The organism is Paraburkholderia sp. RL17-383-BIF-A (assembly GCF_046028015.1).
In the GTDB taxonomy this organism is placed as follows: Bacteria; Pseudomonadota; Gammaproteobacteria; order Burkholderiales; family Burkholderiaceae; genus Paraburkholderia.
On the sequence record NZ_JARESR010000010.1, the window covers coordinates 34,092 to 53,935 of the forward strand.

Below are 19,844 nucleotides of genomic sequence, written 5' to 3' on the forward strand. Positions count from 1 at the left end.
CGGGCTATTATGTCACGCTAGCATGCTGCACTGCCCAACGCGGCACGCCTCGTGCGTAACAGCATGTATCAAACCGCACTTACTTCCTCGATGACACCCGCCACTCCGTCTTCCGCTTCCTCCGCCCAGCACCCGGTCCCGCTCGCGTTCGGGGATCTGCAAGGTTGCCGCACGCCGTTCCAGCAACTGCTCGCCAAGGCCGCGCCGCCGGCCGGCACGCCGCTGTGGTTCGCGGGCGACCTGATCAACCGCGGCGCAGAATCGCTCGCCACGCTGCGCGACGTGATCGCGCTGGGCGAGCGCGCGGTGCCGGTGCTGGGCAATCACGATCTGCACCTGCTGTCGGTGTCAGCGGGGATTCGCAAGTCGAAGAAAGGCGACACGATCGACGAGATTCTCGCCGCGCCGGATGCCGCCGACCTGCTCGAATGGGTCCGGCACCGTCCGCTCGCCCACTTCGACAACGGCATGCTGATGGTCCATGCCGGCGTTCTGCCGCAGTGGGATGCGACCATGACGCTCGAACTCGCCGACGAATTGCAGCGCGCCCTGCGCGCGCCGAACTGGAAGGAGACGCTCGCCGGCTTGTACGGCAATGAGCCGAACCGGTGGAAGCCGGGACTGAAGGGTATCGAGCGGCTGCGCCTGACGTGCAGCGCGTTGACGCGACTGCGCTTCTGCAACGCCGAAGGCACGATGGATTTCAGCAGCAGCGGCGGCCTGAACGCGGCGCCGCCCGGTTGCATGCCGTGGTTCGATGTGCCGTCGCGCGAGACTGCCGACGTGACGGTCGTGTTCGGTCATTGGGCCGCGCTCGGCTTGACCTTGCGCGACAACCTGATCGGACTCGACTCAGGCTGCGTGTGGGGTGAAAAACTGTCTGCCGTGCGACTCGCGCGGAATCCCGCGGAACGCACGCTGACGCAGGTCGATTGCGGTAATTGTCGTGCGCCGGGTGGCGGCAACTAAGGCAGTCACGAAGCGCGGTCACTAAGCGCCACAATTACGCGCGGACAAGTGAGGAAGACAACCAGGAGGGGCAATTGAGCGCGCCAACCAAGGGCGCGACATAAGCGCAGCGACCCGGCCCAACGCCGTTAGGCCGAACGCCCTGATTGATCGACCTCAGTAACCTGATTCGCCTGGTCGGCCACTTCGATCGGCGTTCCCGTGGAGGCGGGTGTGGCGGCCCGCTCCACGATCACCGCACCGCTCAGCGCGGCGCCGCTTTGCATCTGCCGCAACGCCTGCGCGATCACGCCTTCCGCCTCCGCCGCCAGCGTGCGACGGTCCGCCCCCGGCGCGAGCGGCGCGCCCACGTAGACATGCGCGGTCAATGGTCCGCCACGCAGCAGCAGATTCAACGAATCGGCGAGCGACAGATCGTCGATATAGGCCGGCGCGGTGGACTGCCGGCCCTGCGCGTCCTCATACATGATGCACAGCGGCTGCACCGGCACGGACGCCGACACGGCAGCCTGAAACATGTTCGCGTGAAACGGCAGCACCGCGAGTCCATTGGACGTGGTGCCCTCGGGAAACACGCACATCAATTCGCCTGCACCGAGACGGTCGGACAGTTCGTGCATGATCCGCTTCGCGTCGCTACGCTTCTCGCGCTGAATGAACACCGTGTCCAGCTGCTGCGCGAGCCAGCCGACCACCGGCCATTGCCGGATTTCGGCCTTCGAGACAAACGGCGTGGGACGCCACGCGTTGATCACGTAAATGTCGATCCACGAAATGTGGTTGGCGACCACCAACGCGCCGCGGTCGAGCCGCTCGCTGTCGTTATGCACCACGAGCCGCATGCCGCACAGGCGCAACATCTTCAGCGACCATTTGCGATTGAGCGCGTGCCGCGCGTCGGCGCCGGCTTTGGGAAAGCGCGTCGCCACGATCCACATGCCGTGCAGCAGATGAGCGACGAGGCGGGCCTTGCGTAACGCGAGCTTCATGGTCGGGGCGTTCCTTAACGTGCCAATGAGGGGGCCGCTGAACGGCCCGATGCTGCGGACATTAGCGCTGTTCGAATGCGACGTGACCGGACACGATGGTCGCACGCACGCGCGCCGGCAACTCGTAGCCGAGGAACGGCGTGTTGTGCCCCTGGCTCTTCAACGCACGCGGCTCGACGCGCCAATGCGCGTTGCGATCGAACACGCAGAGATCGGCCGCGCCGCCCACGGCGATACGCCCCGCCGCTTCCAGCTTGAGCACGTCGGCCGGCGCCGTGGTGATGCGGTTCAGCGCTTTGGCGAGCGGCACGCCCGCTTCGTCGGCCCACTTCACCGTCAGCGACAGGAACAGCTCCAGGCCGGTCGCCCCGGGCGTCGCTTCGGCGAACGGCAGCAGCTTTTCGTCGTCGTCGACCGGCGTGTGGTCGGAGCAGATCGCGTCGATCGTGCCGTCGACCAGACCCGCGCGGATCGCTTCGCGATCGCGCTGTTGGCGCAGCGGCGGATCGAGCCGGAACTGCGCGTCGAAGTAACCGATATCGAGATCGATCAGATGCACGTGATTCACGGTGACATCGCACGAGACCGGCAAGCCCTCCGCCTTCGCGGCACGCATCAGCGCAATGCCCGCCGCCGACGAGACGTGCGACAGATGCACCCGCGCGCCCGTCACACGCACCAGCTCGAAGATGGTGTGCAGAGCGATGGTTTCCGCCGACACCGGCACGCCCGACAGCCCCAATCGCGACGCCAGCGCGCCGCTCGCGGCCACGCCACCCTTGCCGAGATACGCGTCCACCGGACGCAGCCACACGGTGTAGCCGTAGGTCTTCGCGTATTGCAGCGCGCGCATCAGTACCTGCGTATCGACCACTGGCACGTCGGCCTGCGAAAAGCCGATGCAGCCCGCCTCCGTCAGCTCGACCATCTCGGTGATCACCTGGCCCTTCAGGCCGACCGTGAGCGCGCCGAGCGGATAGACGTGCGCCTGGTTCAGATTGCGCGCCCGGAACTTGAGCATCTCGACGAGGCCCGGTTCATCGAGCGTCGGATCGGTGTCTGGCGGACAGACGAGGCTCGTCACGCCGCCGGCGAGCGCCGCGGCCATTTCGGATTCGAGCGTCGCCTTGTGTTCGTAGCCTGGTTCGCGCAAACGCGCGGACAGATCGACCAGACCCGGCACGACACAGAGGCCGTGGGCGTCGATCGTCTTCGCCGCGTTGAAGTCCGCGGGCGCGTTGCCGATGGCGACGATCTTGCCCGCTGCGATAAAAATGTCCTGCTGCTGTTCGGTGCCCGCTGCCGGATCGATCAGCGTGCCGCCTTGAATATGAATCGTCATCAAATTTGCTCCGGGAAACCCTGCCCCTCACGGGCAAGGAGTGAGAGAAACGCAGCCGCAAGCCTGCGTATCCCGATTATTTATCTCACACAAACATATGATACTGTGTGAAGCATGAACATTAAGCGTGCGTACCGATTCCGGTTCTACCCGACACCCGAGCAGAAAGTGATTCTTGCCAAGACGTTTGGGTGCGCGCGTTTTGCCTACAACCACATGCTTCGGTTGCGTACGGATGCGTGGTATCAGCGTCAGGAACGAGTCGGTTATCACGAAACTTCCGCAGTGCTAACGGCGCTCAAAAAAACACCTGAGCACGCATGGCTGAGTGAAGTCAGTTCGGTCCCGGTGCAACAGGCCTTGCGCCACTTGCAAACGGCATTTACGAACTTCTTCGCCAAACGCGCGAAGTATCCGAATTTCAAGCGCAAGGACGGTGCGCAATCTGCCGAGTACACGACGAGCGCTTTCAAGTGGGATGGTGAGTCATTGAACCTCGCAAAGATGGATGCGCCGCTTGCAATTCGATGGTCACGTACTATCCCGAAAGGTGCAAAGGTGACGACCGTCACGGTTTCGAGAGACCAATCAGGCAGATACCATGTCTCGATGCTGTGCGATGACGCAGTAACCGCGAAGCCAGAGGTATCCGGCAAAGTTGGCATCGACTTTGGTCTCACGCACTTCGCAATCCTTTCTACCGGCGAGAAGATCGCGGCCCCTAACACGTTCCGGAAGAACGAGGCCAAGCTCGCCAAGCTGCAACGGAGTCTAGCGAAGAAGCAAACGGGCTCCGCCAATCGCATGAAGGCGAAGCTTAAAGTTGCACGAATCCATGCGAGGACAGCAGATTCCCGAAGAGACTTCCTGCACAAACTTTCGAGCCGGCTGATAAACGAAAACCAAGTGATCGCCGTCGAAAGCCTTGCCGTCAGCAACATGAAGAAGAATCGTTGCCTTGCAAAGTCGATCAGTGACGCTAGCTGGTCTGAGTTCACCCGGCAACTAGAATACAAAGCACAATGGTACGGACGCACGTTGATCGGCATCGACAGGTGGTACCCGTCAAGCAAACGATGCAGTGATTGCGGACATGTAGTGCTCAAAATGCCGTTGAATGTCCGCGCGTGGACCTGCCCGGAATGCAGCAGCATCCATGATCGCGACATCAACGCTGCGCGCAATGTTTTGGCCGCCGGACTGGCGGTGTCAGCCCATGGAGAAGGCGTAAGTCCCATGTCTCTGTGAGATGAAGTTGGGTTGCCGTCTGTGAAGTGGGAATCCCCTCCCTGTTTAGAGAGGGGAGCAGTCAAGCGCTGCCTTATGTTCAGCCAAGTTGTGCCTGATTTGTCGAGTGCTTGCCGCGAACGGCTTGTTTGCCGCGGCGAGATCAATCGTGATTGCCCGCGACGATCCCCATCACCGCCATGCGCACCGCAATGCCGAAGGTCACCTGGTTCAGAATCACCGATTGCGGGCCGTCGGCCACTTGCGAATCGATTTCGACGCCGCGATTCATCGGGCCCGGATGCATCACGATCGCGTCGGGCGCGGCGAGCGCGAGACGCTCGGGCGTCAAGCCCCAGCTCTTGAAATATTCCTGCGCCGACGGCAGCAATGCGCCGCTCATGCGCTCGTTCTGCAGACGCAGCATGATGATCACGTCGACGTCCTTCAGGCCTTCGTCGAGGTTGTGAAACACGCGCACGCCCATCTGTTCGAGGCCGCCCGGCAGCAGCGTGCGCGGACCGATTGCGCGCACTTCCGGCACGCCGAGCGTGGTCAGCGCGTGAATGTCTGAACGCGCGACCCGCGAGTGCAGAATGTCGCCGACGATCGCCACGCGCAGCTTCGTGAAATCCTTCTTGTAGTGGCGGATCGTGTACATGTCGAGCAGCCCCTGCGTGGGGTGCGCATGACGGCCGTCGCCGGCATTGATCACGTGCACGTGCGGCGCGCAATGCTGGGCGATCAGATACGGCGCGCCGCTCGACGCGTGGCGCACGACAAACATGTCGGCGTGCATTGCCGAGAGGTTGTTGATCGTGTCGAGCAGCGACTCGCCCTTGCTGGTCGACGACGCGTTGATGTTCAGATTCAGCACGTCGGCGGACAAACGCGTCGCGGCGATCTCGAAGGTGGTGCGGGTGCGCGTCGAGTTCTCGAAGAACAGGTTGAACACCGACTTGCCGCGCAATAGCGGCACCTTCTTCACTTCGCGATCGGTCACGCTGACGAATTGGTCGGCGGTGTCGAGAATGTGATTGACGATCGCCTTCGGCAAGCCCTCGATCGACAACAGATGTTTGAGCTCGCCGTTTTTCGTGAGCTGCGGGTTGCCCTTCAGGAAGCCATAACGGAAGCGCTCGGTGGCGCTATCGGCGGAATCCTTGGGAGCCTGGGTGGCGGTGTTCATGATTTACCTGCTTCAAATACGGGCTTCAACGTGATCGGTGTCGATGCTGACTGCGTGTGACGATCCCGAACCGGTCTTCGCGCACGAGGCTGCGACGACCGGCTCGAAAAATCCTGTTTGCGTGGCGTGGGATGGCTCGATGCATGCGCCAATGGCCACGGGTTCGATGCGCGGCTCGCGCACCTCGCGCCGCATTCAATCGACGCGTGCTTCTGTGTGAAAAGTAAAACGTTGCGAATGAGGCGCGCCGCCTGCTTCGCCGCCGTCCGTGCGGGCCAGCACGAGCGTGGCGTCGGCAGGAACGTTCACCACGCCGCCGACAAAGCGCGCCGCCACCGGCAATTCGCGCCCGCCACGATCGGCGAGCACCGCCAGTTCGACCGACGCTGGGCGGCCGTAGTCGTACAGCTCGTTGAGCGCCGCGCGAATCGTGCGGCCGGTGTACAGCACGTCGTCGACCAGCACGATATGGCGGCCGTCGACCGAAAACGGCAGCGAGGTCGGGCTTGCCTGCGAATGCAGGCCCTTCTTCGCGTAATCGTCGCGATGCAGCGCAACGTTCACCACGCCGAAGCTCGGCAGGTTCAGGTCGCTCGCGAGCCGTTCGGCAAGCCACGCGCCGCCGCTATAGATGCCGGCCAGCACGGCGCCTTCAGCGCCGTCTTGTGCGGCGCCGAGCCTGTCGCCGTACACCGCGCGAATCTGGTCGAGCAACGCGCGATAAAGCGCTTCGGCGTCAATGGAACTCATGATCGTCGGAAAGTCCGTCTAGATATTGCTGGAGGATGATGCTCGCGGCTTCGGCGTCGAGCATGTCGGCGCGGCCGTTGCCGGCGCGGATCTCCGCCTTCGCCTCGACCGACGAATAGCGTTCGTCGATCCACGTGACCGGGAGATTGAAGCGGCCGTTCAGCTGATTGCCGAAGCGCTTCGCGAGTTGCGTCATTTCGTGCGGCGTGCCGTCCGGATGCATCGGCAAGCCGACAATCAAGGCGTCTGGCTTCCATTCGGCGATCAGTTTGCCGACCGCCTCGAACCGGTATTCGCGGCTGCGATTCTGCACGATCACGAGCGGCCGCGCGCTCTTCGTCAGCGAATTGCCGACCGCCACGCCGATGCGTTTTTCACCGTAGTCGAACGCAAGCAGCGTCGCCTCACGTCCGGCCGGCAGACTCATGCGTGACCCGCCTCGCCCGAGAGCATGGACAGGTTGATGCCGAGAAGCGCCAATGCGGCTTCGAGACGCTCTTCGGCGGGCACGTCGAAGACGATTTTCGGGTCGGCTTCGACCGTCAGCCAGCCGTTTTTCGAAATTTCTTCTTCGAGCTGCCCCGCTCCCCAGCCGGCATGGCCGAGCGTGAGCAGGAAACGTTCGGGACCCGTGCCGCTCGCCACGGCTTCGAGCACGTCTTTCGACGTGGTCATCTCGAGACCGCCCGGCACCGACATGGACGAGGTGTAAGCATTGCCGTCTTTCGGATCGTGCAGCACGAAGCCGCGCTCGGTTTGCACCGGGCCGCCGAAATACACGGGCACATGGAGAAGGGGTTCGATCTCGAGCTTGAGATCGATGCGACTGAAGAGCGCTTGCAGGTCGATATCGGTCGGCCGGTTGATCACGAGGCCGAGCGCGCCGCGCTCACTGTGATCGCAAAGGTAGACCACCGTTCCTGAAAACGTCGGATCCGCCATGTTCGGCATGGCGATCAGGAACTGGTTGGTCAGATTGATGCGATCGGTACTCTTGGACATAGTTCGGATTTTAGCAAAGACGATGCAGGATGGCGGGCTTTGAGCGTGGAACCGCGATGTGTGCCATGGAGCGTGCCGCGAGCCATCGACGGCGAATCAAGTTGCACTCTATCACGCACGCGGGCGCTCGCCACGGTGCGGCTTCGCGCTGTTTTGCGGCACGGCTGTTGCGTGCCGCCGGGTTGCGCCATGGCGGCCCTGTGCGGGCGCTTACCAACGGGCCAGCGCGCCGAACCTGCGACGGCGGCCGCTCATGCGCCGCCCTGTTCGATCGAACGGGTCAACGCGGCCAGCGCGGCAGTGCCGCCAGCCGGTGCGACACCCGCCGCCACTTTGTGCAGCGTGGCACGCAGCGCCTCCGCGGCCTGCTCGAGCGTGCTCGCCGCCGGTGCGCCGACGATCACATGCGCGCGCACCGCGGGCGTTGACACACCGGCATGCGCGCGACGCCGCCACGCGAGCCCCAGCGCGTCGGCCAGCAGCGCGACATGGCCGAGACCCAGCGCGCACGCGGCGGAGCCGAGACGGTAGGCGGCGTCGCCGGCTTGCAGCGCTTCGCTGGGGTCGGCCTTCTCCGGCTGGTCGGCCGCACGGGCATGCTCGGTCAGCGCGGCGATCGAGGCGTCCGCCGTCTGCAGAAAATCTTCGTACGCGTTCGCATTGACGGTCAGCACGCCCAATTCGCGCGTCAATGCGCTGCGGGTCGCGCTGATCGCCTGCGCCTGTACCGCACCCGCCTCCCAAAGCATTTCCGACGCCTGGGTGCCCGCGACGTGCCAGTCCACCGTCAAGCCATAGTCGTGCAGCACCTCGACCTGATCGGCGTCTTCCGCCGCGGCGCCAAACAAGGCGTAATCGCGCCACAGCAGCGCGAGCGTGGCGCGCACGAGAGAGCGTGGCGCAAGCTGGATCCCGCGCGCATGATCGGCCAGCGCGAGATTGCAACGCGCGTAGAAACGCCGCGCGTCGGTTTCCGCCGCGGCACGGCCGCTGACCCGCAAGGCCTTGGCGCAGGCCTTGGCGAGGCGCCAGAAATCGTAGGGATCCGGGCCGGCCAGTTCGCTGAAAACGGCGTCCAGTTCGTCGAGCGCCGCGTTGGTGACGGCAAGCGCCGCCGCACTGCCGGTATTCGCCTGCGAGCGCAGCACCGGCAAGAGCGCGCGCTCATAGCGTGCCCGCAGATGCGCCAGTTGGTCAGCGGACTGCGCGTGAAGCGAGACGGGCGGCACCGGCCGAGCGGTCAACACAAGATCTTCGAACGCGACGGTGGTGCCGGGCGTGTGCTCGGACAGGTGCGTGCAAAGTGACCGGTAATGGTTGAACAGAACGGGCGAACAGGACAGCTCGCGCAGATTGTGACGCTCCAGCGCGCCGCGGAACTCGCGTAAAGCCGCGCCGAAGACGGGCCGCGCGCTTGCCGCGTCGGACGGGTCGCCCTCCGCGAGGGGAGAAAGCCGCACCAGCGCGTCGGCGAAGCGCTGCGCGCTGAGCCAGCCGGCTCCACGCAATGCATGTGATGCACGCAGCAGCGCCGAAGTGCTCTCGCTGTGCTGTTCGAACGCCAGCAGCGCCTCGGCCAGGGCGAGTTCGGCGGGACGGACGGCGCCGCCGCGCGGATTCGGCAAAGCGTCGAAGGAAACGGGTGCAGCGGATCGAAGGGTCATGGGCAGGCGACACGAAGCTGACGGGCCGTCGCTTCGCGCCGCGCGCCGACTGATCGGCTAACGCGTGAACCGGCGACAGGACAATGACAGACTAACGTTGCGACACGGCGCGCCCAGGGACGTTCCGTATCGACGCATTGGGGCACACTTCAGAGCACGCCTCGCGCGTTCGATCCGGCGCGACGCGCTGGCCGCGAAACACCTGCCAACGCCGCGCCGCAGACACGCGGCGCGCCCCCCGAGGCCGACATGCCGGCCGCCCCCGAACTTCAGATCTGGACCATCTCGAAGTCTTCCTTGCGCGCACCGCACTCCGGACAGGTCCAGTTAATGGGAACGTCTTCCCAGCGGGTGCCCGGCGCAATGCCTTCGTCCGGCAAACCGGCTTCTTCGTCGTAAATCCAGCCGCAAATCAGGCACATCCAGCTTTGATATTCCATTCTTGTGTCGCGTCGTAAAGTCCGTGGAAACGGGAGCCACGATGGTACCGTGTTGCCGCCCCAATGCCTAGCATTGACATCCTCCCTGTCATGAGCGACAGGGATTCCTACAGCGCTCAGGCGGTTTCTGCCTGAGTCGCTTCGGTGGGTTCCTGATTCACGGAGCGGCCTGACTGCGCCGTCTCTCCACAGGCTAACAAGCGCTGTCCGCGCTCTAAAACGTTGATCGCGCCGACCACGTCGGCGTGATTCTCATATCCACATGACGTGCACGCAAACCGTGATTGCGTCTGGCGGTTGTCCTTTGACACATGGTTGCAGCGAGGGCACGCCCGACTCGTGTTCTGCGGCGGCACGGAGATGAGGAAACCGCCATTCCACACCAGCTTGTAGTCCAGCTGGCGGCGAAACTCGAACCACCCCTGATCCAGAATGGCCTTGTTCAGGCCAGACTTGGCCCGAACGTGTGTGCCCGGCCGTTCGGCGCTCCCTGCTGCCGATCTGGACATGTTCCGAACCTGCAGGTCCTCGACGCTAACCATCGCGTGGTTTTGGCTGATTGTGGTCGTGGTCTTATGCAGGAAGTCGCGACGGGCGTCACCGATACGGCTATGAATGCGCTGGACACGGGCTCTTGCTTTCTTCCAGTTCTTGCCGAACTTTGCCTTGCGGCTCATGGCGCGCTGGGCCTTACGAAGCCGTAGCTCGTGCCGCCTGAAGCTGTTGAGCGGGGCGTAAAACGTGCCGTTGCTCAGGGTCGCGAAGCGGGCGATGCCCATGTCGATACCAACCATGCCTGCCGCCTTCGGCACAGGTTGTCCAACCTCGCGTTCGGTCTGGATCGACACAAACCACTTGCCGCATGACTGGCTGACGGTAATATTCTTTGCTGTGCCTAGCGCGTGCCGACTATTGCGGTAGCGTAACCAGCCAAGTTTGGGTAGAAAAATGCGGCTATTCGCTTGGTCGATTCTGAATTGTTTCGAGTCCGGATAACGGAAACTGTCTGACCGCCCCTTCTTCCTGAAACGGGGGAAACCTGCGCGCTTATAGAAGAAATTCTTGTAGGCACGCTCAAGGTCTTTTAAGGCGTGTTGCAATGGATGAGTCGGAGCATCCTTGAGCCACGGCGTGTCAGCACCGTTGCGCCATGCCGTAAGTTGCTTCGCCATATCGACATAACTGATGAATTTTCTGCCTGCTTCGTAGTTCTCCTTTTGCAACATTAGCGCCTTGTTAAACACGAACCGGCATGAGCCAGCAAATCCGCACATAGCACGCGCCTGCCCGGCAGTGGGCATGAGTTCGTATTTGTAGGCTTTGAGTCGGTTCATAGCCACGACTATATTACTGGTCAATGAGTACCCACAACGACCTTGGGCATGGCAAGCATTAAATTTTTACGAAGCAGGTGTATCTGGTCCGCCAGACCAAGCACCGGCATGGCGCTTTCAACATGAGACTATTGACGACACCCGCACCGTTTTGGCAACGTGTACGAGTTCGACGGTGAGTCGAGCTCGCGCACCTCTCTTGATGAACTATTCACAGAAAGTGGTTGCGTCAATGCTGACGCAAAGCCTGAGAGGAGCGTCCAGTAGAAAACTCCGAAAAGCTCTCGGCCGATGCATTGCGTCATGGTTCCCGCCCTACTGTGTGGGTCGTAAGTAGTGACGGTGCGCACATTGTCGTCTAGCGTCAGCAGCAGACGCCAACCTTACAGGCGTCGCGACGGTTGCGAAGTCCGCACTAAACCTACCCGGCCTGAATGCGAAGATTTGTGCCGCACTGGATCAGGGGCCGCTAAACATATGACGCGACGACCACATCCTATCCGAATCGTGTCAATCCATATCACAATTCGACTCAATCACGCCCTCGCTGCCGACGAATAGGAAAATGCGCCTTTCCAACGGTTTAGGCCGCATAATTGAGCCGATTGCGCACCCTCCGCGCCCAAATTCAGCTCTTTTTTGTCAATCTTCATGCCCAGCGATACGCCTCCGATCGTCCTCACCTTCGGCCTTTCCGATCCCACCGGCGGCTCCGGCCTGCAAGCCGACCTGATGACCCTTGCCAGCATGGGCTGCCACGGCGTCTCCGTGCTGACGGGCTACACCGTGCGTGACTCGGCGAGCTGCGACGAAGTCACCGGGCTCGACCCCGAAGTGGTCGCGACCCAGGCCCGCATGCTGCTCGAAGACATGCCAATCGCCGCGTTCAAGGTGGGCGCCTGCACTCGCGCGGAAGTGGTGAGCGCGATTGCCGAAGTCGTCGCCGACTACGACGATATTCCCCTGATTCTCGCCCCCGACTTCACGCTCGACGACGAACACGTCCTCTCCGCCGACGAACTGCGCGAAGCAATCGCCGATCTGCTGGCGCCGCAAACCACCTTGCTGGTCGCCGACGCGGCCACGCTGCTCGCGCTCGCCCAGCCGGACGGCGACGCGGAGGCGCCGAGCCTCGACGCCGCCATCTCGCATCTGCTGTCGCAAGGCTGCGAATATATTCTGTCGACGGAGACCGGCACGCACCGCCACGTCAACACGCTTTTCAGCGAAGACGGCCAGTTGCGTCAGGACATGTGGGACCGTGGTAGCCACCGGATCATGGGGCTGACGGATACGTTGGGCTCGGCGATTGCCGCATTGCTGGCGAACGGCCAGGAGCCTGCTGAAGCCGTGCGCGAGGCGCAGGAGTATTTGTACCAGGCCGTGCGCAACGCGTTCCGGCCGGGCATGGGTGCGTATATGCCGGACCGCTTCTTCTGGGCGCGCAGCAGCGACGACGAAACGCCGCCCGCGGCTGGCAAGGACGCGGCGCCGGGCGAAGCGCGGCATTGAGTTTCCTTCGAAGGGTATTGCCCCCACACGGTAAGCGCTTTGGAGGCTATTCAACCTAGCTTATCGGCGCACGAACAACCTGCAACTCAGCAGGTTTTTTCTTTCAGAAATTTTCGGTCGGCGCTGGCGGGCCTGCTCCCGCAGGGTTAACGCGCGCTCAATTGTGTAATTTACCGTTACAACGTCAGTCTTAGCGCCCAGCTAGACTTACGATTCGTAATTCTGTCATATAACACTATGTCCCTGCGGGTTCCATTTCTCTTGCCTGTCCGTGCATGGGACAGCCTCCATGCCATGGCAGCACATTTACAAAGGCGTCTGCAAAACGCAGAGGTCCGACAACAGAGTGCACGCTGCGACAGAAATCCAGGGGTATAACCATGGGACAGTCCCACAGTTTTCTACAACGCGTTCACGGCAAAGTGACTACCCGCGACAGGATGCAATTATTCCGCCAAAAGCCAGTCACGATCTGGCTCACCGGGTTGTCGGCGGCGGGAAAGTCAACCATCGCATTCCAACTCGAGGAGCAACTTCTATCACTAGGCCATGCGTGTTACGTGCTCGACGGCGACAATATTCGTCACGGCTTGGCGTGCGACCTTACCTTCGACAAAAAAGATCGACGCGAAAATATTCGACGAGTGGCCCACGTAGCGCAATTGATGAATGACGCGGGTCTCATCGTCATCACGGCTCTTATCTCACCCATGCGCGAAGACAGAGCGATGGCGCGCGACATCGTTGGCCCCGGCAAATTCGTCGAGACATATCTTTCCGCCTCTGTCGAGGCATGTGCTCACCGCGACCCCAAAGGTCTTTATGCCAAAGCCCGGGCCGGAGAAATCACTTCATTCACGGGAATATCGGCGCCCTACGAGGCCCCGGACGATCCTGAGTTGAAAATAGACACGGCGATGGAGACGCCGGCAGAGAGCGTCGCGAAAATACTAGCCTACTTGCACGATAACGGCCTGGCGGATCCCGGTCAGGCCGAGTGTTCGTAATATCAGATCGCGTCACGCCAACCCCAAAAGAAAAAACCCGCAGTGCGGGTTTTTTCTTTTGGGAAGCACGCCTCGCGGCGCACTTCCCCATGTGTTCCCAACCGGGCCCCGAAACGAGGCCCAATCCGGAATTACATGTCCATGCCCATGCCGCCCATGCCGCCGGGCATGCCGCCAGCCATCGGTGCATCTTCCTTCGGCAGTTCGCAAACAGCTGCGTCGGTCGTCAGCAGGAGACCTGCGACGGAAGCTGCGTTTTGCAGCGCCGTGCGCGTCACCTTCGTCGGGTCGACAACACCGGCGTCGACCAGGTCGACGTACTCGCCGGTTGCTGCGTTGTAGCCGTAGTTGCCTTGGCCAGCAGCAACTGCTGCCACCACGACGCTGGCTTCTTCGCCACCGTTCGTGACGATCTGACGCAGCGGCTCTTCCATCGCGCGCAGCACGATCTTGATACCTGCGTCCTGATCGGCGTTAGCGCCCTTCAGGCCAGCGATAGCCGTACGTGCGCGGATCAGCGCGACGCCGCCACCCGCCACGATGCCTTCTTCCACAGCTGCGCGCGTTGCGTGCAGTGCGTCTTCGACACGTGCCTTCTTTTCCTTCATTTCGACTTCGGTCGCAGCGCCGACCTTGATCACAGCAACACCGCCTGCCAGCTTGGCAACGCGCTCTTGCAGCTTTTCACGGTCGTAGTCCGACGTTGCTTCTTCGATTTGCGTGCGAACTTGCTTCACACGTGCTTCGATGTTCGCAGCTTCGCCAGCGCCGTCGATGATCGTGGTGTTTTCCTTGCCCACTTCGATGCGCTTCGCCTGGCCCAGTTCAGCCAGCGTTGCCTTTTCGAGCGTCAGGCCGGTTTCTTCAGCGATGACTTGACCGCCGGTCAGGATCGCGATGTCTTCCAGCATGGCCTTACGACGATCGCCGAAGCCCGGAGCCTTGACAGCAACAGTCTTCAGGATGCCGCGGATGTTGTTCACAACCAGCGTTGCCAGTGCTTCGCCTTCGACGTCTTCTGCGATGATCAGCAGCGGACGGCCAGCCTTCGCGACTTGTTCCAGGACCGGCAGCAGATCACGGATGTTCGACACCTTCTTGTCGTGCAGCAGCACGAACGGGTTCTCCAACACGGCAACTTGCTTGTCCGGGTTGTTGATGAAGTACGGCGACAGGTAGCCGCGGTCGAATTGCATGCCTTCGACAACGTCCAGCTCGTCTTGCAGCGACTTGCCGTCTTCGACGGTGATCACGCCTTCCTTGCCGACCTTGTCCATCGCTTCAGCGATACGATCGCCGATCGACGAGTCGCTGTTTGCCGAAATCGCGCCAACTTGTGCGATTTCCTTGTTGGTCGTACACGGCTTGCTGATCTTGCGCAGCTCTTCGATTGCGGCCGTCACAGCCTTGTCGATACCGCGCTTCAGGTCCATCGGGTTCATGCCCGATGCGACGTACTTCATGCCTTCGCGGACGATCGACTGAGCCAGGACCGTTGCGGTCGTGGTGCCGTCACCTGCGTTGTCGCTGGTCTTGGAAGCCACTTCCTTGACCATTTGTGCGCCCATGTTCTGGAGCTTGTCTTTCAGTTCGATCTCTTTCGCGACCGACACACCGTCCTTGGTGACCGTCGGGCCGCCGAAGCTGCGTTCCAGCACAACGTTGCGACCCTTCGGGCCCAGCGTGACCTTCACAGCGTTCGCGAGGATGTTCACGCCTTCAACCATCTTGGCACGGGCGGAATCACCGAATACGACGTCTTTAGCTGCCATCTTCTAACTCCTTGAATTCTTTGGGATATGACCGGGAAAAGTAGCGGCTTGCGCTTACTTCTGCACCACGGCCATGATGTCTTCTTCGCGCATCACGAGCAGTTCGTTGCCGTCGACCTTGACGGTCTGGCCTGCGTACTTGCCGAACAGGACGCGGTCACCAACCTTCACGTCGAGTGCGATCTGGGCACCCTTATCGTCACGCTTGCCCGGGCCGACTGCCAGGATTTCGCCTTGATCCGGCTTTTCCGCTGCGGCTTCGGGGATCACGATGCCCGACGCAGTCTTGGTTTCTTGATCCAGACGTTTGACGATCACGCGATCATGCAAAGGACGAAGGTTCATACATACTCCTCTCTTGATTGAGACTGAAGAACGCTGAGAAAACCCGGCTGGCTGAGCCAACCGGCGATGTTGTTAGCACTCTCGTGCAGCGAGTGCTAATTATATGGACGGGTGGTGACAAATTCAAGAAGGGAGGGTGCGGAGATTCAGTTAACTTTGAACGCTGTTCGCTAGAGCGTGCATTCCGAAGCACATCCGGACCACGTCTTGACCACCGATATTCTGCAAAAACAGCGACTTAGGGGCGAATCGGTTATCACCCATATCGCGTGAGCAGTACAACGCAATGCCCTGACTAACTGCATTCGAGCGCGCGTTACGGCGGCTTCCCCAGGGAAAGCCCTAACCAGAACGTACGCAAAGCTCCCCGCCGGCACGGCAGTCGCTTCGGCCGCTCGACGCCGCAGCATTGTGACAATTGAATGGAAGGAGACGCAACATGGAAAACCTGCGGGGAAAGTGGCTGACGCTTTCCGCACTGGCTTTGTTGCTCGCTGGCTGCGCGGTGGGCAGCAGCCAGCAAAGCGAAGCGCATCTAAGTACATCGCAGTGCCGCGACCTGGCCGCGCTCAAGAACAACGCCCCTCCAACCCAGGAGCGAAACCGCAGCGAACTGGCAGCGCTCAGGAAAGCGGGCTACGACCCGTCACCGTGGTTCGACCCGCACTACCCTGACGATCTGCAAGCGGCACAGCGCCAGGTCGATAGCTGGTTCCAGGCGGAATGCCAGCAAGCCCCGCCCGCTTGACGGCCAGTTCATTTGCGCTTTAATTCACTCGACGCGCTTGGCCGACCTCGCGAAGCGAAACGTCTGCCGTGCACGACGCTTAACGGACGTTCGCCGACGCGAAGTGGTTCGCTCACCGCAGCAGGGTCATCTGCACGACTTTAGCGATGACCAGGCAAACAGCGACGATAAGATAGCCGCGCAGCACACCCATCCAGATGCGGCTGGACAACGTCAGCCGCTGCGCCGGCAACTCGTTCAACGGTGGCATGCGCCACGTGTCACGCGCGTCCTTCGGATCGCCCGACACGTCGCCGCGAGTTTCACCATCTGCCGGCACCTGGCGAAGCTTGCGAAACCCGGTCGTGCCGGCATAGCCCGCGATCGCAAGCAGCGTGCCCCCACCGAGCACCTCAAGGATCGTCTGGCCGGAGATATCCGGGTACATGACTGAAGCGGTGAGGATAATCGACAGCATCACCAGAACCCAGATGACGGCGCCCGTGAACAGGTTCAGCTTCCTGGAATTGACCCACGGACCCAGCACCGCCTTGTCGTTACACAGAAGCAGCAGGAACACCGTCGCACTAGGAAGCAACACGCCAGCAAGCGTTTGCACGGCTTCTGTCAGGAGTCCGAGCGGGCTGCCGGGAATCAGAACGAGCGCCGCGGCCAGCATGACGATGCCAAAGTACACCAGGTAGAAGCCCTTCGCGTCCGTCACGCTGCGGTGAAGCGAGTGGCGAATCTTGAACACGTCGCCGATCGCATATGCGGTCGACAGCGATACCGCCGCCGCGCCGATGATGCAGGCATCGAGCAGCGCCACGGCGAAGATGACTGCCGCCGTGCGCCCCACGTATTTGTCCAGGCCGGCGATGACGCCGCTCGCGTCCGTGAAATTGCCAAACTCGGGCTTCCCGGCAAATAGCGCGGCACAGAACGAAATCATCGCCACCGCACCGATCAGCACGAACGCAATGCCAATCCACAGGTCTGCTTTTTCGTACTTCATGAAACGCGGGGTGATGCGTTTGTCGACTATGTAGCTTTGCTGGAAAAACAGCTGCCACGGCGCAACGGTAGTACCGACAATGCCGATGACGAGCAGCATCACGTCGCTCAGTTTCGAGTGGGCAGGCCAGTTGGGAATCAGCAGGTCTCGCGTCATCTGGGCAGCCGGCGGATGAACCGACACCAGCACGGGCACCAGCAACAGACTCAGCAGGCACAGCACCAGAGCGAAGCGTTCGAAGCGCCTGAAATTGCCTGTGCTGACCGCAGCCATGGTCAGCGCCGCAGCAATGCAGACGCCCAGAACCTTGGAGACGCCGAAGAATTCGACCACGAAGGTGATCCCGATGAACTCGGTCACGATAGTGAGCGCGTTCAGGATGAAGAGATCGACAACGCTGAATGCGCCCCAGAATTTACCGAATCGCTCGAAGATGAGGCGCGCGTGGCCAACGCCAGTGACGGCGCCGAGTCGCAGCACCATCTCCTGGTTGACGAAGAGGACTGGCACCAGTAGCAGCATGGTCCACAGCAAGGTGGTCCCATAGTTCTGCCCGGCCTGGGTGTAAGTACCAAAGGCGCCGGCGTCGTTGTCGCCGACCATCACGATAAGGCCGGGGCCGAGAATGGCAAGCAGCGTACGCAAGCGCGCCCACCAGTTGGTGCGCGGCGCGGTGTCGTGGTGGGCGATGGTGCCCAACGCACCCTTGATGTCGCCAATGTGCGCAGAGTCGAGCACGGCGCTGCGTGGCGGTGAAACGTTAGCTGAAGTGGCCATTCTGTTTTCTTTCCCGATTCTGATTATTAGAAGGAAATTGCGCGCATCGGCCATACGTATGGGCGTGTACCGTCGAACGACGGAGTCGCGTGCGTAAGGCGGAAATAGCGCAGTGGATTACGAAACGAGAGCCTTGAGGCGTTCCCAGAATGCAGCGAACCTATGCGGTTCATTGACGTGCAGCACCAGCATGGCGTCGTAATGGACGCGCGACTCTTCAACGTGCGGCAGTTTCGACAGAAGGAGGCCGAAGTTCATGATGTTTCTCCAGGCGTTGGCTCAACGCGGTTCTCGGAAAGCCAGCGGACATGGAGGTCGGGCGCACTATGCGCGCATCGACGAACGTCTACTCGCTTTCCTCAGGCAAAGGTAAAGGTGAGTGGCATAAGGGATAACTGTCACTGTCCGGCATGGCGGCTCCTTATCGGCGATCTGGTACGCGTGTTTGCGACACGCGTGCTTATCCACGCGTTGGTTCTCGCCTGAATCGAACAGGCACGAACGAACGCTGCCACGAGCCAACGCTCGCGGCGCGGTGCCACGTAGACGCGCGCAAACGCTGCGTCCACATGGCGCTAATCAAGGTGCACGGGAGAGGGATACTACGGCGCGCACCGTCTGCCTGAAGGCAAGACGGCGGCTGGGAAAAGAGAGCGCGGACGTCCTGCCGGTCAGGCAGCGAAACTATTCGAAGGTCGACTACTGCAGGTGTCCAAGGCACTAGCCCCGTTTGTGAAGATGGGCGAATTTTAGGCGGCGCCTTAATCCAAAGTCAACATGATTTGCTAAGCATCACCAATATAATTTCCCCCACCACTCAGCCTTTCCAAATGACAGGAACGACAGGCACTGGCCAGGCCGGAGCGCGGCCGTCGCCAGGGAAATCCCCTGGTAATCTGAAAACGAATTACCGCGGTCCTCACAACGCTTTCAAAGCGGGTAGCAGCCGGTCGAATTCGCGCTTCACCACGCCGTAGCATTCGCACACACGTTTTTCGAGTCCCGGCCTGTCCAGCACCTCGATATGACCATGGCTGTAGCGAATCAACCCCGCGTCCTGCAATTTCAGCGCGGCCTCGGTGACGCCGGATCGGCGCACGCCCAGCATATTGGCGATCAGTTCCTGCGTCATCTTCAGTTCGTTTGAAGAAAGGCGGTCGATGCTGAGCAGAAGCCACCTGCACAACTGCTGATCGATCGAGTGGTGTCGATTGCATACTGCCGTCTGCGCCATCTGCGTGATCAACGCCTGGGTATAGCGCAGCAGGAGGCGCTGCACAGGGCCGGCGCGATGAAATTCATCTTTCAGGATCTGGGCGTCGAGGCGATACGCCTTGCCTGCGCTTTGCACCACTGCCCGGCTCGGTGTGGTCTCGCCGCCCATGAAAAGCGCAATGCCGATGAGCCCTTCATTGCCGACGATCGCGATTTCGGCCGATGCACCGTCCTCCATCACATACAGCAGCGACACGATACAGGTGGTCGGAAAATAGACGTAATTGAGCCGATCGCCCGATTCGTAGACGACGTTGCCAAGCGGCATATCCACGAGCACCAGATGTGGCGCCAGCCGCTCCCACTCGAGGTCAGGCAGCACGGCCAGCAGATGATTTTCGTTTTCTTGATGACCTTGGGCCATTTCGCACTCTCCGCAGCTCGCCCGGAACCGCGCCGCTTTCGCCGACGATTTCCTGACGGTAAATATGGATAGAAGGAGGAATGCTCCAACGCCTTGACGGACAGTGCCGAAGCACGAAAACGGGCGGCAAGCTTCACGCGCCCC

General features: G+C 61.5%; 19 protein-coding genes. 5 read left to right on the forward strand and 14 right to left on the reverse strand.

Annotation, left to right across the window (positions count from 1 at the left end; all coding sequences use genetic code 11):
* Positions 1-90 precede the first annotated feature (90 nt).
* Positions 91-969 carry a symmetrical bis(5'-nucleosyl)-tetraphosphatase gene (locus tag P0D71_RS14025; protein ID WP_408480570.1) on the forward strand — a complete coding sequence of 293 codons (879 nt, stop codon included), beginning with the start codon at positions 91-93 and terminating at the stop codon, positions 967-969.
* 128 nt (positions 970-1,097) lie between these two features.
* Here the strand turns inward: P0D71_RS14025 and P0D71_RS14030 are convergent, their stop codons facing one another.
* Both P0D71_RS14030 and P0D71_RS14035 read right to left on the reverse strand, forming a co-directional pair.
* Positions 1,098-1,958, reverse strand: a complete 861-nt coding sequence (locus P0D71_RS14030) for a lysophospholipid acyltransferase family protein (protein WP_408480572.1) — start codon at positions 1,956-1,958, stop codon at positions 1,098-1,100.
* A 61-nt stretch (positions 1,959-2,019) separates the two neighbouring features.
* Positions 2,020-3,300 (reverse strand): dihydroorotase, encoded by a 1,281-nt coding sequence (locus P0D71_RS14035; RefSeq protein ID WP_408480573.1) that lies wholly within the window; start codon positions 3,298-3,300, stop codon positions 2,020-2,022.
* A gap of 114 nt (positions 3,301-3,414) precedes the next feature.
* Between P0D71_RS14035 and P0D71_RS14040 the strand changes: the two genes are divergently transcribed.
* Positions 3,415-4,548 (forward strand): RNA-guided endonuclease InsQ/TnpB family protein, encoded by a 1,134-nt coding sequence (locus tag P0D71_RS14040; RefSeq protein WP_408480575.1) that lies wholly within the window; start codon positions 3,415-3,417, stop codon positions 4,546-4,548.
* Positions 4,549-4,690: 142 nt separating this feature from the next.
* Here P0D71_RS14040 and P0D71_RS14045 read toward each other — a convergent pair whose 3' ends face one another.
* The 7 genes from P0D71_RS14045 to P0D71_RS14075 form a co-directional block, all read right to left on the reverse strand.
* Positions 4,691-5,716: an aspartate carbamoyltransferase catalytic subunit gene (locus P0D71_RS14045; protein WP_012431924.1), complete on the reverse strand. Its 1,026-nt coding sequence runs from the start codon at positions 5,714-5,716 to the stop codon at positions 4,691-4,693.
* Positions 5,717-5,911: 195 nt separating this feature from the next.
* Positions 5,912-6,466 carry a bifunctional pyr operon transcriptional regulator/uracil phosphoribosyltransferase PyrR gene (pyrR, locus tag P0D71_RS14050; RefSeq protein WP_091796544.1) on the reverse strand — a complete coding sequence of 185 codons (555 nt, stop codon included), beginning with the start codon at positions 6,464-6,466 and terminating at the stop codon, positions 5,912-5,914.
* A complete protein-coding gene (ruvX, locus tag P0D71_RS14055) occupies positions 6,453-6,893 on the reverse strand; it encodes a Holliday junction resolvase RuvX (RefSeq protein WP_408185910.1) in 441 nt (146 codons plus the stop codon). The genes pyrR and ruvX overlap by 14 nt, the downstream gene beginning before the upstream one ends.
* The gene (locus P0D71_RS14060) at positions 6,890-7,468 is read right to left on the reverse strand and encodes a YqgE/AlgH family protein (RefSeq protein ID WP_007178990.1); all 579 of its coding nucleotides are present in this window, start codon (positions 7,466-7,468) and stop codon (positions 6,890-6,892) included. Before P0D71_RS14060 ends, ruvX begins: the two co-directional genes overlap by 4 nt.
* A 251-nt stretch (positions 7,469-7,719) precedes the next feature.
* Positions 7,720-9,132: a FimL-related protein gene (locus P0D71_RS14065; protein ID WP_408480576.1), complete on the reverse strand. Its 1,413-nt coding sequence runs from the start codon at positions 9,130-9,132 to the stop codon at positions 7,720-7,722.
* Between the two features lie 269 nt (positions 9,133-9,401).
* Positions 9,402-9,572 (reverse strand): rubredoxin, encoded by a 171-nt coding sequence (locus tag P0D71_RS14070; RefSeq protein ID WP_006047743.1) that lies wholly within the window; start codon positions 9,570-9,572, stop codon positions 9,402-9,404.
* Between the two features lie 116 nt (positions 9,573-9,688).
* Positions 9,689-10,906, reverse strand: coding sequence for an RNA-guided endonuclease InsQ/TnpB family protein (locus P0D71_RS14075; RefSeq protein ID WP_408480578.1), 1,218 nt, complete (start codon positions 10,904-10,906; stop codon positions 9,689-9,691).
* Positions 10,907-11,557: 651 nt separating this feature from the next.
* On the opposite strand from P0D71_RS14075, the gene P0D71_RS14080 reads away from it, so the two are divergent.
* Both P0D71_RS14080 and cysC read left to right on the forward strand, forming a co-directional pair.
* Positions 11,558-12,418, forward strand: a complete 861-nt coding sequence (locus tag P0D71_RS14080) for a hydroxymethylpyrimidine/phosphomethylpyrimidine kinase (protein ID WP_408344531.1) — start codon at positions 11,558-11,560, stop codon at positions 12,416-12,418.
* A 380-nt stretch (positions 12,419-12,798) separates the two neighbouring features.
* A complete protein-coding gene (gene cysC, locus P0D71_RS14085) occupies positions 12,799-13,425 on the forward strand; it encodes an adenylyl-sulfate kinase (protein WP_408480579.1) in 627 nt (208 codons plus the stop codon).
* Positions 13,426-13,556: 131 nt separating this feature from the next.
* Here cysC and groL read toward each other — a convergent pair whose 3' ends face one another.
* Positions 13,557-15,197 carry a chaperonin GroEL gene (gene groL, locus P0D71_RS14090; RefSeq protein WP_091796573.1) on the reverse strand — a complete coding sequence of 547 codons (1,641 nt, stop codon included), beginning with the start codon at positions 15,195-15,197 and terminating at the stop codon, positions 13,557-13,559.
* 54 nt (positions 15,198-15,251) lie between these two features.
* Positions 15,252-15,542, reverse strand: coding sequence for a co-chaperone GroES (gene groES, locus P0D71_RS14095; protein ID WP_007178996.1), 291 nt, complete (start codon positions 15,540-15,542; stop codon positions 15,252-15,254).
* 439 nt (positions 15,543-15,981) lie between these two features.
* Between groES and P0D71_RS14100 the strand changes: the two genes are divergently transcribed.
* Positions 15,982-16,290, forward strand: a complete 309-nt coding sequence (locus tag P0D71_RS14100; RefSeq protein ID WP_408480581.1) for a DUF4148 domain-containing protein — start codon at positions 15,982-15,984, stop codon at positions 16,288-16,290.
* Positions 16,291-16,402: 112 nt separating this feature from the next.
* Here the strand turns inward: P0D71_RS14100 and P0D71_RS14105 are convergent, their stop codons facing one another.
* The 3 genes from P0D71_RS14105 to P0D71_RS14115 form a co-directional block, all read right to left on the reverse strand.
* The gene (locus tag P0D71_RS14105; protein WP_408480583.1) at positions 16,403-18,061 is read right to left on the reverse strand and encodes an NRAMP family divalent metal transporter; all 1,659 of its coding nucleotides are present in this window, start codon (positions 18,059-18,061) and stop codon (positions 16,403-16,405) included.
* 117 nt (positions 18,062-18,178) lie between these two features.
* On the reverse strand, positions 18,179-18,319 hold the full coding sequence (locus P0D71_RS14110; RefSeq protein ID WP_408480584.1) for a hypothetical protein: 141 nt from the start codon (positions 18,317-18,319) through the stop codon (positions 18,179-18,181).
* A 661-nt stretch (positions 18,320-18,980) separates the two neighbouring features.
* Complete coding sequence (locus P0D71_RS14115; RefSeq protein ID WP_408480586.1) at positions 18,981-19,700, reverse strand: Crp/Fnr family transcriptional regulator; 720 nt, start codon at positions 19,698-19,700, stop codon at positions 18,981-18,983.
* Positions 19,701-19,844 lie beyond the last annotated feature (144 nt).